This window comes from Eudoraea sp. (assembly GCF_049665975.1).
Lineage (GTDB): Bacteria > Bacteroidota > Bacteroidia > Flavobacteriales > Flavobacteriaceae > Eudoraea.
In genome coordinates this window covers 1-14,288 of sequence record NZ_JBATGR010000471.1, presented here as the reverse complement: position 1 = coordinate 14,288, position 14,288 = coordinate 1, and the positions used below count along the sequence as shown (strand labels likewise).

General features: G+C 36.5%; 12 protein-coding genes and 1 pseudogene. 6 read left to right on the top strand and 7 right to left on the bottom strand.

Going from position 1 to position 14,288, the window contains the following annotated elements:
- The 3 genes and pseudogenes from WBN20_RS15280 to WBN20_RS15270 form a co-directional block, all read right to left on the bottom strand.
- Positions 1-735, bottom strand: a pseudogene (locus WBN20_RS15280) (NAD(P)-dependent oxidoreductase); the annotation flags it as partial.
- Positions 736-792: 57 nt separating this feature from the next.
- Positions 793-1,857: a 3-phosphoserine/phosphohydroxythreonine transaminase gene (serC, locus tag WBN20_RS15275; protein ID WP_424282302.1), complete on the bottom strand. Its 1,065-nt coding sequence runs from the start codon at positions 1,855-1,857 to the stop codon at positions 793-795.
- Positions 1,858-1,931: 74 nt separating this feature from the next.
- On the bottom strand, positions 1,932-2,993 hold the full coding sequence (locus tag WBN20_RS15270; protein ID WP_424282301.1) for an acyl-CoA reductase: 1,062 nt from the start codon (positions 2,991-2,993) through the stop codon (positions 1,932-1,934).
- A gap of 112 nt (positions 2,994-3,105) precedes the next feature.
- Between WBN20_RS15270 and WBN20_RS15265 the strand changes: the two genes are divergently transcribed.
- Positions 3,106-3,456, top strand: coding sequence for a 4Fe-4S dicluster domain-containing protein (locus WBN20_RS15265; RefSeq protein ID WP_424272885.1), 351 nt, complete (start codon positions 3,106-3,108; stop codon positions 3,454-3,456).
- 9 nt (positions 3,457-3,465) lie between these two features.
- Here the strand turns inward: WBN20_RS15265 and WBN20_RS15260 are convergent, their stop codons facing one another.
- Positions 3,466-4,254: an agmatinase family protein gene (locus WBN20_RS15260; RefSeq protein ID WP_424275386.1), complete on the bottom strand. Its 789-nt coding sequence runs from the start codon at positions 4,252-4,254 to the stop codon at positions 3,466-3,468.
- 104 nt (positions 4,255-4,358) lie between these two features.
- Between WBN20_RS15260 and ychF the strand changes: the two genes are divergently transcribed.
- The 4 genes from ychF to WBN20_RS15240 all read left to right on the top strand — a co-directional run bounded on the left by ychF (position 4,359) and on the right by WBN20_RS15240 (position 11,216).
- Positions 4,359-5,453 (top strand): redox-regulated ATPase YchF, encoded by a 1,095-nt coding sequence (gene ychF, locus WBN20_RS15255; RefSeq protein ID WP_424273121.1) that lies wholly within the window; start codon positions 4,359-4,361, stop codon positions 5,451-5,453.
- Positions 5,454-5,602: 149 nt separating this feature from the next.
- Positions 5,603-7,456: a DNA topoisomerase IV subunit B gene (locus WBN20_RS15250; RefSeq protein ID WP_424273122.1), complete on the top strand. Its 1,854-nt coding sequence runs from the start codon at positions 5,603-5,605 to the stop codon at positions 7,454-7,456.
- Between the two features lie 31 nt (positions 7,457-7,487).
- Positions 7,488-10,169: a DNA gyrase/topoisomerase IV subunit A gene (locus WBN20_RS15245; RefSeq protein WP_424282300.1), complete on the top strand. Its 2,682-nt coding sequence runs from the start codon at positions 7,488-7,490 to the stop codon at positions 10,167-10,169.
- Between the two features lie 120 nt (positions 10,170-10,289).
- A complete protein-coding gene (locus WBN20_RS15240; RefSeq protein WP_424275388.1) occupies positions 10,290-11,216 on the top strand; it encodes a sterol desaturase family protein in 927 nt (308 codons plus the stop codon).
- Positions 11,217-11,275: 59 nt separating this feature from the next.
- Here WBN20_RS15240 and WBN20_RS15235 read toward each other — a convergent pair whose 3' ends face one another.
- From WBN20_RS15235 to WBN20_RS15225, 3 genes are all read right to left on the bottom strand, one after another.
- A complete protein-coding gene (locus WBN20_RS15235; protein ID WP_424275389.1) occupies positions 11,276-12,091 on the bottom strand; it encodes a TerC family protein in 816 nt (271 codons plus the stop codon).
- A 2-nt stretch (positions 12,092-12,093) separates the two neighbouring features.
- Positions 12,094-12,360 (bottom strand): DNA topoisomerase IV, encoded by a 267-nt coding sequence (locus tag WBN20_RS15230; protein WP_424273126.1) that lies wholly within the window; start codon positions 12,358-12,360, stop codon positions 12,094-12,096.
- A gap of 176 nt (positions 12,361-12,536) precedes the next feature.
- The gene (locus tag WBN20_RS15225) at positions 12,537-12,905 is read right to left on the bottom strand and encodes a helix-turn-helix transcriptional regulator (protein WP_424282299.1); all 369 of its coding nucleotides are present in this window, start codon (positions 12,903-12,905) and stop codon (positions 12,537-12,539) included.
- Between the two features lie 268 nt (positions 12,906-13,173).
- On the opposite strand from WBN20_RS15225, the gene WBN20_RS15220 reads away from it, so the two are divergent.
- Positions 13,174-14,277, top strand: a complete 1,104-nt coding sequence (locus WBN20_RS15220; RefSeq protein WP_424282298.1) for a M14 family metallopeptidase — start codon at positions 13,174-13,176, stop codon at positions 14,275-14,277.
- Positions 14,278-14,288: the final 11 nt, after the last annotated feature.

Below are 14,288 nucleotides of genomic sequence, written 5' to 3'. Positions count from 1 at the left end.
ACCTCTGGCTGCATTCACTATACCAACGCCGTCTTTCATTATATCAAATTCCCTTTTGCCAATTACGTATTCCTTTTGGGCAGGCACATGCACTGTAATAAAATTTGCTTCTTTAAGCACCTCTTCCTTAGGTCTACTATCAAAATCGAAGCTAACCGATTGCCCATCAAAAAAAGGCACTTTAATAGTTGCCGAATCCAAGAAAGGGTCATGAAATATAACATTCATACCTATCCCAATTGCAATTTTTGCAGTGGCTTGCCCTATCCTGCCAAATCCTATTACTCCGAGGGTTTTACCGCGCAGCTCAACGCCTTTGGCATAGGATTTTTTTAATTTTTTAAAATTGCTGTCCCCTTCAAGAGGCATATTTCTATTGGCATCATATAGAAATCTAACCCCGCCAAACAAATGAGCAAAAACCAATTCGGCTACAGATTCAGATGAAGCGGCCGGCGTATTAATAACATGTAAGCCCTTTTCCTTAGCGTAAGCTACATCAATATTATCCATCCCCACACCACCTCTGCCAATAAGCTTTAAAGATGGGCAATTATCAATAATATCCTTACGTACCTGAGTAGCACTTCTTACCAGGATCCCTTTAATTTCATTTTCATTGATCTAATCCACAAGTTGTTCCTGGGCAACCGTGGTTGTGAGTACATCAAATCCGGCTTCTACTAATGCTGAAATTCCATTTTGTGATATGCCGTCGTTAGCAAGTATTTTCATCCTCTGAAGTTCTAAGTTTAACTTTAAATTTATTTGGTACTATAAGGCACTAATTAATTAACCTCTTCTTTCTAGATCACTCATTACATCAACTAAAACACCCACACTTTCCAAGGGTAGGGCATTGTACATGGATGCACGATAACCGCCTACGGATCTATGACCACTTAATCCATTAATCCCTGCTTCTTTCCACATTTCGTCAAAGGTGTCTTTAAGTGATTCATCAGTTAAAGTAAACGTGGCATTCATATTTGAACGATATTCTTTTTTTGCAAATCCATTAAATAGAGGATTAAGGTCAATCTCCGAGTAAATGAGACTGGCCTTTTTATCATTGATTTCTTCAATGGCAGCTATTCCTCCCAAATCTTTCAACCATTGAAGCGTAAGCATTGATACATATACCGCAAAAACTGACGGGGTATTATACATACTATCTTTACCTAAATGAACCTGGTAATCCAACATAGAAGGAATTTGTCTGGATACTTGCCCAAGAATATCATCTTTAACAATGACCAGCGTTGTACCTGCCGGACCCATATTTTTTTGCGCTCCGGCATAGATAAGATCAAATTTGGAAAAATCTATTTGTCTTGAGAAAATATCGGAACTCATATCACAAATTAATGGAACTTTAGTATTAGGAAATTCCTTTATCTGTGTTCCGAAAATGGTGTTATTAGATGTTAGGTGTAGGTAATCCAGGTCATTGGGAACGACATAACCTCTGGGGATATAGTTGAAATTCTTGTCTTTTGAAGAGGCGATTTCTATAACATCACCAAATGGTTTTGCCTCTTTGATTGCCTTAGTGCTCCAGGTACCGGTATTGATATAGCCAGCTTTGCTTTCCAAAAAGTTATAAGCAACCATAAGAAACTCCAGACTCGCACCTCCCTGGAGATATAAAGCCTTATATCCTTTTCCTTCAAGTCCTAGAAGTTCAAGAGCCAGTGACCTTGCTTTTTCCATAACAGCAACAAATTCTTTGCTGCGATGTGAAATTTCAATTAGAGAAAGACCAATACCATCTAATTCAACTACTGCTTCTGATGCCTTTTGCATCACTTCATTTGGTAATATACATGGGCCTGCACTAAAATTATGTTTTTTCATCTTTAACTTATTTTTTAGGATCTAAAGGTCATAAATAATACCGAAAAACTAATCAGTTATATAGATTATTTCCATTATGTTTTTAACAGGAATTCAACAGTGTCTATTCCATCGGCATAATCCCATAATTCTGGTTTTTGCGTTTTACCAAAAGGCAGCGAATTTTCAATAAATTCACCTCCAACAATACATTGAATCTGATCAGTATCCCTGAGAAGCTTATCATTCAATGCTTCAGTAGTCGTATATCTCTCGTAAAAAGCCGTGCCTATGGGCGAAGCGTACCCCACATCTTCTTTTAATAAGAAAAAACCATTGTCCAGAAATTGGAATTCGCTCATCAAATAGACGGCTTTATTATAGTCATAATTATTAGCATACTTATTTTGGTCAATTAAACTTTGATAAGAACTTATGCTCTTAAAAAAATCATCAAAACTATACTGCTTAGGGACAAATAATTTAGAAACATTTCTGCACCCTAACCCATAATATCGAAATATATCTTCGCCGAGCTCATTAAGTTGTTCTTTAGTTTCCTCTCCTGTAAGTATGGCAATGGAGTTTCTGTTTTTTCGAATGATATTGGGTTTATTACCAAAATAATGCGCAAAATAACGCGCCGCATTATTACTTCCGGTTGCGATAACAACGTCAAACTTCGTTAATTTTCCCTCGCTAAACTCTATTTCAGAAGCCAACTCTGGCTCAATATGTATTAAATAATTAGCAATAAAAGGTAAGAGTATATTGTCATTAGAGGAGCATTTTACTAAAACCTGGTTTCCGCTTATAACGGCAGTTACAAAATCGTGAAAGCCTACCAAAGGAATATTACCTGCCATTATTATAGCAACAATTTTATGCGTATTATTCTCGAGAGGATATGGCAATAGCCAATCATTCAGGTTGTGTTCATTTAGCTGTTCAGCCCAGGCGGTTATTGCAAACATCACTTGTTGTTTTGTAAACCAACCATTTTTATGACCTGCTAAAGTGATAGAACTGTCAAATTTTTGATACCATTCATTATTATCATCTACAAAACCTGGATTAGCTGATGAAGTTTTGGCAAAATTTCTAAAAAAGTCTCCAAGTTTAATAAAAGCTTTAAATCGTTGCTCCAGTGTGGCCATTATATTTGTGCAATAGTGTTATAGGATATACCTTTGCGCAAAAATATGCATGCTGTGACATTGTAGCAACAATCAGGGCAAGTATATTGCTTATTAAAAGAAAAAGAAAATTATGGCTATTATTATAACAGACGAGTGTATTAACTGTGGGGCCTGTGAACCCGAATGCCCAAATACCGCTATATATGAAGGTGCAGAGGAATGGCGCTATAAAGATGGAACCTCTCTTAAAGGTGATCTTGTATTACCAGACGGGAAGGCAGTAAACGCAGATGAAGTACAGGAACCAATAAGTGATGAGATATATTATATATCACCAGATAAATGCACTGAGTGTATGGGATTCCATGAAGAACCTCAGTGTGCTGCAGTTTGCCCTGTAGACTGCTGTGTCCCGGATGAAGACAGGGTAGAAACCGAGGAGGAGCTACTGACCAAACAACGGTTTATGCACCCGGAATAGTTAATTATTCTAAGGGTTGTTCTCGATCATTTTCGAAGCTATTTCTTTAAATAATTTTGCACAGATCATACCTGTCATATTATTTATATCACGGGTTGGATTATATTCCACAATATCGGCTCCCAGAATAGGAACTTCTATTGCCTGAATTATTTTTAATATTTCCCGTGTACTCAAACCACCCGGCTCGTGATGCGAGACACCTGGAGCATAAGCTGGATCCAGAGCATCCATATCTAATGAGATATATACAGGATTTCTAAGTTCTAAAGAGGGTAATTTGTGCAATTGGCTCATTTCATAGGTTTCAACAGCAAATTTTTTGACTTGCTCGCGTTGATGCTTCGAAAGTGTCCTTATGCCTATTTGTATTAATCTATTGATCAATTTTTCTTCCATGATTCTTGCAAATGGGCAGGCGTGGGAGTATTTGTCTCCTTCAAATATGTCATAAAGGTCTGCATGAGCATCAATATGGATCAGATCTACTGCTCCATGTACTTTGTTGAAAGCTTTTAGTACCGGATAAGTAATTGAATGATCCCCTCCTAGAGTCAACAAATTCGTTTTATTTTTTATGTTTTCAAGGGTGAATTTTTCAATGTCGAAATAGGTGCTAATTTCAAAGTCTCCTTTGTCATCGAAAATTTCAGGTAGTATTTCCAGACCGTTTTCCGCAAAGTAATTGGCAGAACGGCTGTTATAAAAACGTCTAATTTTTGGTGGTGCCAGGGCAGGTCCTTTTAAAAAAGAGGACTTCTCATCATATTGTATTCCCTGAAGGGTAATTTTCTTCATAATGGCAGTTTAAATGATTCTAAATATACAGGTAAAAACTATATTTGCACCCAAAATAGGATGAGCTGATTTTAGCTTGCCAGGATATTTCTAAGATATAATAGATGAAAGCAGGAATTGTAGGACTCCCTAATGTTGGAAAGTCAACTCTTTTTAATTGTTTATCCAATGCGAAAGCACAAAGTGCAAATTTTCCGTTTTGCACAATTGAGCCTAATATTGGCGTAGTAAACGTACCTGATCATAGGTTAGAAAAATTGGAGGAACTGGTTAATCCGGAAAGGGTTATTCCCGCTACTGTAGAAATTGTAGACATCGCCGGATTGGTAAAAGGAGCAAGTACAGGAGAAGGTTTAGGAAATCAATTTTTAGGTAACATACGGGAAACCGATGCTATTTTGCATGTTTTACGCTGTTTTGACAATGATAATGTGGTTCATGTTGATGGGTCTATAGACCCTGTTAGAGATAAAGAGACCATAGACATGGAATTGCAGCTAAAAGACCTGGAGACGGTTGAAAAGAAGTTAGACAAGGTAAATAGAGCAGCCAGAACAGGTAATAAAGAAGCTCAAAAGGAAGCAGCTGTCTTGCAATCGATAAAAGAGGGATTAGAAGCGGGTAAATCGGTCCGCGCTTTAGTTTTTGAAGATGATGACCGAAATGATTTTATAAAACCTCTGCAGTTTATTACAGACAAACCAGTTCTTTATATATGCAATGTAGATGAAGCATCCGCGGTCTCAGGAAATGATTATGTAGAACAGGTAAAAACTGCCGTTGCAGATGAGCAGGCTGAGGTAATTGTTCTGGCTGTAGGTACCGAAGCAGATATTACCGAATTAGACACCTACGAAGAACGACAAATGTTTTTGGAAGATTTAGGATTGACAGAGGCGGGCTCGGCAAAAATGATAAGAGCCGCTTATTCACTATTACATCTTCAAACCTATTTTACAGCAGGAGTAAAAGAAGTTAGGGCCTGGACCATTAAGATAGGCTCCACGGCACCTCAGGCAGCAGGAGTTATCCATACAGATTTTGAAAAAGGATTTATTAGGGCGGAGGTTATTTCATATAATGACTACATTGCCTATGGAAGTGAAGCAAAAGTCAAGGAAGCTGGAAAAATGCGTGTGGAAGGAAAAGAGTATGTAGTAAAGGACGGGGATGTTATGCATTTTAGGTTTAATGTTTAAAAAGCCATATCCGTCGATTTGTCATTTTGACTATCGCTATAATCTCGCTATCAACAATACAAGGTATTTTATTGTTAATTACTTTCTATAGTGCCCATTTTGATTTCTGCCTCGAAATTTTATATTAGCAGGGGTAATCCCCAAATATCATGGCAGAGTCTCAATATACCGAAGATAACATAAGATCGCTGGACTGGAAGGAGCATATCAGGCTTCGTCCAGGTATGTATATTGGCAAACTTGGCGATGGATCATCTGCTGATGACGGCATTTATATCCTACTAAAAGAAACTTTAGACAATTGTATTGATGAATTTGTCATGGGTGCCGGAAAAACCATAGACATTTCTATTCAAGGTGAAAAAGTAACCGTTAGGGACTATGGCCGTGGAATTCCATTGGGCAAGGTAGTTGATGTGGTCTCCAAAATGAATACCGGAGGTAAATATGATACGCGTGCCTTTAAAAAATCTGTTGGTCTTAACGGAGTTGGGACGAAGGCAGTTAACGCTTTATCTGCATATTTTAAAGTAGAATCAAACAGAGATGGCAAATCCAAATCTGCTGAATTTCAAACCGGGGAATTAGTAAACGAAGAACTTTTGGAAGAAACTTCCAGAAGAAGAGGGACCAAGATTACATTTATCCCCGATGAGGTTATTTTTAAAAAATACAAGTATAGAAATGAGTATATAGAGCGCATGCTCAAAAATTACGTATATCTTAACCCGGGGCTAACAATTGTTTTTAATGGAGAAAAATTCTTTTCCGAAAATGGGCTTAAAGATTTATTGGAGGATAATAATACTAAAGAGGATTTATTGTACCCAATAATTCACTTAAAAGGGAAGGATATTGAGGTGGCTATTACCCATAGTAAAACTCAGTATAGCGAGGAATACCACTCTTTTGTTAACGGACAGCATACTACGCAGGGTGGTACCCATCAATCTGCTTTCAGAGAAGCCATTGTAAAAACAATAAGAGACTTTTACGGTAAGAATTATGACGCTTCCGATATTCGAAAATCAATAATTTCAGCGATCGCGATAAAAGTGATGGAGCCTGTTTTTGAAAGTCAGACCAAAACCAAGCTGGGCTCAACAGATATGGGAGGAGGATTCCCGACAGTAAGAACATACATAAATGATTTTATAGGGAAACAGCTAGATAATTACTTGCATAAAAACCAGGAAACTGCTGAAAAAATTCAACGTAAAATTGTTCAGGCTGAGAACGAGCGAAAGGAACTTTCGGGAATACGAAAGCTGGCACGCGAAAGAGCAAAAAAAGCAAGCCTGCATAACAAGAAATTGCGCGATTGCAGGTTACATCTGGGAGATATGAAAAGCGACAGGCGCTTAGAATCTACGTTGTTTATTACGGAGGGAGATTCAGCTTCAGGTTCCATTACTAAATCGAGAGATGTAAATACACAAGCGGTTTTTAGTCTTCGGGGAAAACCCCTGAACTCTTATGGGATGTCTAAAAAAATAGTCTACGAAAATGAAGAATTTAATCTGCTTCAGGCCGCTCTGAACATAGAGGAGTCGATGGAGGATTTGCGTTACAATAATATTGTAATAGCTACTGATGCCGATGTAGACGGGATGCATATCCGATTATTACTTATTACATTTTTTCTTCAATTTTTCCCTGAATTAATAAAAGAGAATCATTTATATATTTTACAGACACCATTGTTTAGGGTACGAAATAAGAGAGAAACTTATTACTGCTACTCTCAGGACGAAAAGAATGAAGCGATTACCAAGTTAACCGGAAAACCCGAAATAACACGTTTTAAAGGATTGGGTGAAATTTCACCCGATGAGTTTAAGCACTTCATTGGAGATGACATACGTTTAGAGCCAGTTATGCTCGATAAGGCATTGTCTATTGAAGAACTTTTAAAATTTTATATGGGAAAAAACACACCGGATCGCCAGAAATTTATCATTAAAAACCTTAAAGTAGAAGTTGACTTAATAGAAAACAATTAACTATAAATTAGATTAATACTGATCTTTTTTTATGGAGGAGAGTGACGAAGTAAATGAAGCGAATGAAGAGAGCCATGGTAATAACCAGGAGGCTCTTACGCGGGTTACGGGCATGTATAAGGATTGGTTTTTAGATTATGCTTCATATGTTATTTTAGAAAGGGCAGTACCGGCTATTGAAGACGGTTTTAAACCTGTCCAGCGAAGAATTATGCATGCGCTTAAGGAGTTGGATGATGGCAGGTATAATAAGGTTGCAAATGTAGTTGGGCATACAATGCAATATCATCCTCACGGTGATGCAAGCATAGCAGATGCAATGGTGCAGATTGGCCAGAAAGAACTACTTATTGATACTCAAGGGAATTGGGGGAATATTTTAACAGGTGATGGGGCAGCGGCATCGCGTTATATCGAAGCAAGACTTTCCAAATTTGCATTAGAGGTAGTATTTAGTCCAAAAATCACAGATTGGCAGTCGTCTTATGATGGCAGAAAGAAAGAACCTGTAAATCTTCCGGTTAAATTTCCTTTATTACTGGCTCAGGGAGCGGAAGGCATTGCAGTTGGTTTATCTACTAAGATTCTCCCTCATAATTTCAAAGAGATTATAGATGGATCGATTAAACATCTAAAAGGTCAACGTTTTAAATTGTTTCCAGATTTTCCTACCGCAGGTATTATTGATGTAACGAACTACAATGATGGTTTAAGGGGAGGTAAAGTAAGGGTGAGGGCTAAAATTTCACAACTTGATAAAAATACGCTGGTTATTAATGAAATACCGTATGGCACAAATACTTCTTCATTAATAGATTCAATCCTGAAAGCGAATGATAAGGGGAAGATTAAAATAAAGAAGATTGAAGATAATACGGCAGCACAGGTTGAGATACTGATACACCTTCCCGGGGGCATTTCACCAGATAAGACCATTGATGCCCTATACGCGTTTACTTCCTGCGAATCTTCAATTTCCCCTTTGGGCTGTATTATTGAAGATAACAAACCTTTATTTATAGGAGTTACAGAAATGCTTGAACGTTCTACAGACAATACTGTAGCTATGCTTAAAGCAGAATTGGAGATACAGTTATCCGAACTCCAGGAGCAATGGCATTTTGCATCTCTGGAACGGATATTTATTGAAAACCGAATCTATAGGGATATAGAAGAAGAAGAAACTTGGGAAGGGGTAATAAGAGCAATAGATAAGGGGCTTAAGCCGCATATAAAACAGCTCAAAAGAGGAGTTACGGAGGAAGATATTGTTAGGCTTACGGAGATTAGGATAAAAAGAATATCCAAATTTGATTTGGATAAAGCACAACAGTACATTGATAGTCTGGAAGATAAAATTGCACAAACCAAAGATCATCTCGCTAATTTGGTAGATTTCGCAATTTCATACTTTAAGGAATTGAAAAGTAAATATGGCAAAGGCAGAGAGCGTAAATCTGAAATTAGAATTTTTGATGATATTGAGGCAACCAAAGTAGTCATTAGAAACACTAAACTATATGTGAACAGGGAGGAGGGTTTTATTGGAACTTCTTTAAAACGTGACGAATATGTTACTGACTGCAGTGATATAGATGATATCATCGTTTTTACTAAAAGTGGTCAAATGATGATCACTAAAGTGGATTCAAAAACATTTATTGGCAAAAACATAATTCACGTAGCAGTATTTAAGAAAAAAGACCAGCGAACAACCTACAATATGATTTATAAGGATGGACGAGGTGGGTCTAGCTATGTAAAACGCTTTTATGTTACTGGCATTACACGGGATAAACATTACGATCTTACAACGGGTAAAAGCAGTTCTGAGATAAGTTATTTTTCGGCGAATCCAAATGGGGAAGCAGAAGTAGTTACTATTTTTCTCAGGCAGGCGGCAAACATAAAGAAATTAAAGTGGGACCTGGATTTTGCAGATGTGATGATTAAGGGTCGTGCTTCAAAAGGGAATATTGTAACTAAATACTCTGTAAAAAAAGTAGAACTTAAGGAAAAAGGGCTTTCCACACTTAAACCCCGTAAGCTTTGGTTTGACGATACAGTGCAGCGTCTGAATGTTGATGATAGAGGTGAACTCCTTGGCGAGTTTACCAATGAAGACCGACTTCTTATAGTTAACCAAAAGGGATTATTGAAAACAGTTATTCCGGAACTGACAATGCGTTTTGATGATGATATTATTATCTTAGAAAAATGGGTACCCAATAAGCCAATTTCTGTAATATACTGGGAGGGAGAAAAAGAACTGTTTTACATAAAACGATTTCTTGTGGAAAACTGCGATAAAGAGGAAAAGGTAATAACAGACCATCCAAAATCTTATCTAGAAAAAGTATTTACAGATTATCGGCCTATGGCGGAATTAGTGTATTCCAAAAAAAGGGGTATGGAACGAAAAGATAACCTTACAATCAATATTGAGGAGTTTATTAGCGTAAAAGGCAGTTCTGCGATGGGAAATCAATTAACCAAGGATAAAGTCATAGAAATCAACGCTCTGGATCCTTTGCCATATGAAGCACCAGTAGTTCATGACACATTGGATATTGAGGTAGTGGATGAGGAAAATATAATTCCGGAGACGAAAGAATCACCTGCAAAATCTAAGAAGGAAAATAATCAGGTGAATGGCGAAGATAATTCTGGTAAGGAAGATGAGGATGGAGATGGGCAAACAAAGCTTTTTTAGCACTTATAGAATATTCAAATGCAAAAATGGGAATGACGCAGATTTTAACTTGCTAATTATATTTGTTTTGGCTATAATTGCCAATACCTGCAACAATAAAGAAAAAACTACAACAAATTTATGGATTTTACAAACCCCCTGATTTACGGCGTCCCCTGTTTCATCGCCCTAATTATTTTTGAACTTATTTACAGCAAAACACATGGCAAAGAACAATTATATAATTGGAAAGATTTGTTCGCCAGCGGCGCCATGGGTGTTGGAGCGGCTATTATTGGACCGTTTTTTAAGATCATCTTTGCCATAGCTCTTTTTGAGGTGTCCTATGAATTTTTTAACCCTGTTACTAATGGAGTGCGTACAAACCTGCTGGGGTACGAGTCCTTTGGTTATGCATGGTATGTATGGGTACTTTGTATGTTGGCCGATGATTTTACCTACTATTGCTTTCACAGAGCAAACCATGAAATAAGATTATTTTGGGCAGGTCATATTGTCCATCATTCTTCTGATAATTTTAACCTCGGTACTGCAGTTCGAAATGGATGGTTCACAATTTTCCACAAACCTTTTTTCTATATGTGGATGCCTGCAATTGGCTTTCCACCAGAAATGGTAATTGTGTGTATAGGCATAGAGATTATGTGGCAATTTCAGTTGCACTCCGTTTATGTTCCAAAAATGGGGTTCCTTGAAAAGATTTTTAATACACACACGATGCATCAGGTACATCATTCTCAAAATGTGGAGTATCTGGACAAAAATCATGGGGGAATCCTCAATATCTTTGATAAAGTCTTCGGCACCTGGAAAGAACTGGATAATGATACAAAGATTAAATATGGTGTTATTCATTCCCCGAACTCTTATAACCCCCTGGTGATCCTTACACATGAATACAAGGATATCTGGAAAGATGTTAAAAAGTCGAAAAAGTTATCTCATGCCTTGATGTACATATTCGGACCACCCGGATGGAGTCATGACGGCAGTACTTTGACCGTAAAACAACAGCAACAAAAGCTTCAGGAATCACAAGTATTGTAGCTTATAGCGATGTAATGTCCTAAAAACGATAGGGATAAGGTTTAAACATGGCTGGTTTCTTATGTGTGCTTTTCCGGTATTTCTTTTGGATCAATTTTTTTCCGCATCTTTATATTTAAAAACTCTACTAACAAAGAAAAGGCTATCGCAAAATATAGATACCCCTTTGGAATAGCTCCAATCTCCTGCTCAAAAATTCTTGCATGGCTCAGATGCGCAGATTCTGCAATAAGCATAAAACCAATTAAAATTAAAAAGGAAAGAGCGAGTATCTGCATGGAAGGATGATTATTAATAAAAATCCGAATCGGATTGGCAAAGATCATCATGATTAATATAGAAACAACAACAGCAATAACCATAAGTACAAGGGCGTCCATAGGCTTATCACCAATGCCATTGGTCATACCAACAGCTGTTAATATTGAATCTATGGAAAATATAAAATCAATTATGACAATTTGTACAATAGCTTTGGAGAAACTGGTAATATTTTTAGATTTTATCGCATCTTCATCATGTTGCGGCATCTCTACCTTTTCATGAATTTCCGAAGTGCTTTTATATAAAAGGAAAATACCTCCAAAAAACAGGATCAGGGCCTGGCCGCTAACCCCTATAGAGATCCAGGAGGCATTAATATAATAAAAGGGAATCTTCAAGCCAATAAGAAGAGAAACTGCAAACAGTAATATAATGCGCTGTACCATGGCCAATAATAATCCAATATTTGTGGCTTTTTTTTGATCTTTTTTGGGTAGTTTATTTGCGGCTATCGAAATAAATACAATATTGTCAATACCTAATATTATCTCTAAAAAAGTTAATGTAAGCAGCGCTACCCAGGCATCAGGGCTTGTTAAAATATCGAACATAATTACTTAATTTTTAATACTGTTCCCAAAGATTTATTTGTTTCTCCCACAATCCCATACTCAAAAGTGTAGGAGCTATCTGTTGTGGTTCGTATTTTCATGTGAATTGATTTCTCTTCGGCTATATTTCTTGGATTCAATTTCTTCACTATATATTCACAATCATTTATCCACCTTACCGAGGAGGTGTCACTCTTTCCTTCATAAAAATCGATTTCAATATTATCATACCGAACAAAAGTGGTGGTCTTTTCTTCGTTATTTATCATTGAAGTAAAAGTAAAAGTACCATTTTTAAATGCTTTGCAGTCTCTTTTAGGTTGGTAACAGGAGCTTGTGACTAAAAAAACACAAACTATAAGGTAGAGCCATTTCATATTTGCAAAATAACAAAATAGTATGAATATCTATACCGAGGATTTAATGAATTTATGAAGCCATGTTGCTATTTCTCCACATTTTTGTTAAATGCCTCAAAACGACCATCCTCATAAAAAATTATTATTTTTTTAATTGTTTTCGAATTTGAAGGATATTCAGTGGAAGATAGAGTTTTGGTAGGGTAGGGTGCATCTGTTTCTTTTGAAGCAGCCGGAAACGTGCCTTTTCCATTAAGTAGCCAATAAAGATTTACTTCTGGAAACGACTTAACAACTTTTAAAACGAATTCAAGGCTGGGTTTGTTTCTCCCTGTTAGTAAGTGGGAAATAGTAGATCTTTGGACGGCTATCTTATCCGCAAAAGCTGAAGCGGAAAGCCCATAATATTTTAATATTTTTTCTAAACGCCGTACAAATTCCTCTGTGTTCACCATTGTATAATGTCCGATTAAATAGTTTTATATTTTCTGATATATTCCTTTTATATTAATGAATTAAGCTTACATAAATAGTATATTTAAACATGTATAAATATATGATATTTAGTAATATAACTTATAATTACTATCTTGCTCCTTATTTTGTTTACAACGGTACTCATATCTCTCGGATCAACCTTCCTGAGTGTTTACAAATGTAATTAAATTTATCACATTTGTAATTGAATTTGCCTTTACATTTGTAATTAAAATTAATTCATCTGTGAATTTTTCTTCTTTAAATTATCTGGAAATAAAAGAGCTTTCTGTGTATGGAAGATATATTAGCGGTTCGCAATTTCTATCTTTTATAAAGGGGAATTCAATCCGGAATAAAATTTCTCCCCTGGGTAAATCAGTACAAAACAGACTTATTCATAAAGTAACACTAGGTAGCGGGAAAGTAAAAATCTTAATGTGGTCACAGATGCACGGCAACGAGACTACTACCACAAAGGCAGTACTGGATTTAATAAATTATTTAAATAAGGGAAATGATCTCACTGATCAAATTTTATCATCAGTTACCCTAACAATAGTTCCCGTCTTGAATCCTGATGGCGCTGCGGTTTATACCAGGGAAAATGCAAATAAGGTTGATTTAAACAGAGACGCACTGGAATTGAGTCAACCAGAAAGCCGGATACTACGAGTTCTTTATGATGAAATAAAGCCTGATTTCTGTTTTAATCTCCATGATCAGCGAACTATTTTTAGTGTGGGAAGCCTTGAGAAACCAGCCACTTTGTCGTTTTTGGCACCTGCCCATGATATTCAACGTAACGTCTCAGTCAGCAGAGGTCAAAGCATGAAAATTATTGTGGCCATATATAAAGCGCTGTCCTCTTTAATACCGGATCAGATTGGTAGATATGACGATGCTTTTAATCCCAATTGCGTAGGAGATGCATTCCAATTACTGGGAACACCCACCATATTATTTGAAGCAGGTCATTTTCCTGATGACTACAAAAGAGAACGGACAAGGGAATACTTGTTTTATGCATTAATCACGGCAATAACAGTAATTGCTAAAGCTAAAATAGAAGCATACAGTTTAAATACCTATTTTGACATTCCTGAAAATAATAAACGTTTTTTTGATTTATTAATCTTAAATGCAAATCTTATTGATAAGAAATATGACCATAATATTGGTATACTCTATAAAGAGGCATTGAATGAAGGAACCATAATGTTCAACCCCTTTATTGAAGCAACAGGTGAATTAAAAGATAGTTTCGGGCATAAATATTTTAATTGTATTGATCAAAATGATCTGGACTTCATAAAATCGGACAGAAAGCTGCATAAGCTCATTTTTTAAATTATATCACG

Bases quoted from the DNA above. Each gene is read 5' to 3' on its own strand.
- WBN20_RS15250 (WP_424273122.1), top strand. From the start codon at position 5,603: ATGGCAGAGTCTCAATATACCGAAGATAACATAAGATCGCTGGACTGG.
- WBN20_RS15270 (WP_424282301.1), bottom strand. From the start codon at position 2,993: ATGGCCACACTGGAGCAACGATTTAAAGCTTTTATTAAACTTGGAGAC.
- WBN20_RS15230 (WP_424273126.1), bottom strand. From the start codon at position 12,360: ATGATAAATAACGAAGAAAAGACCACCACTTTTGTTCGGTATGATAAT.
- WBN20_RS15260 (WP_424275386.1), bottom strand. From the start codon at position 4,254: ATGAAGAAAATTACCCTTCAGGGAATACAATATGATGAGAAGTCCTCT.
- WBN20_RS15235 (WP_424275389.1), bottom strand. From the start codon at position 12,091: ATGTTCGATATTTTAACAAGCCCTGATGCCTGGGTAGCGCTGCTTACA.
- serC (WP_424282302.1), bottom strand. From the start codon at position 1,857: ATGAAAAAACATAATTTTAGTGCAGGCCCATGTATATTACCAAATGAA.
- ychF (WP_424273121.1), top strand. From the start codon at position 4,359: ATGAAAGCAGGAATTGTAGGACTCCCTAATGTTGGAAAGTCAACTCTT.
- WBN20_RS15265 (WP_424272885.1), top strand. From the start codon at position 3,106: ATGGCTATTATTATAACAGACGAGTGTATTAACTGTGGGGCCTGTGAA.
- WBN20_RS15240 (WP_424275388.1), top strand. From the start codon at position 10,290: ATGGATTTTACAAACCCCCTGATTTACGGCGTCCCCTGTTTCATCGCC.
- WBN20_RS15225 (WP_424282299.1), bottom strand. From the start codon at position 12,905: ATGGTGAACACAGAGGAATTTGTACGGCGTTTAGAAAAAATATTAAAA.
- WBN20_RS15245 (WP_424282300.1), top strand. From the start codon at position 7,488: ATGGAGGAGAGTGACGAAGTAAATGAAGCGAATGAAGAGAGCCATGGT.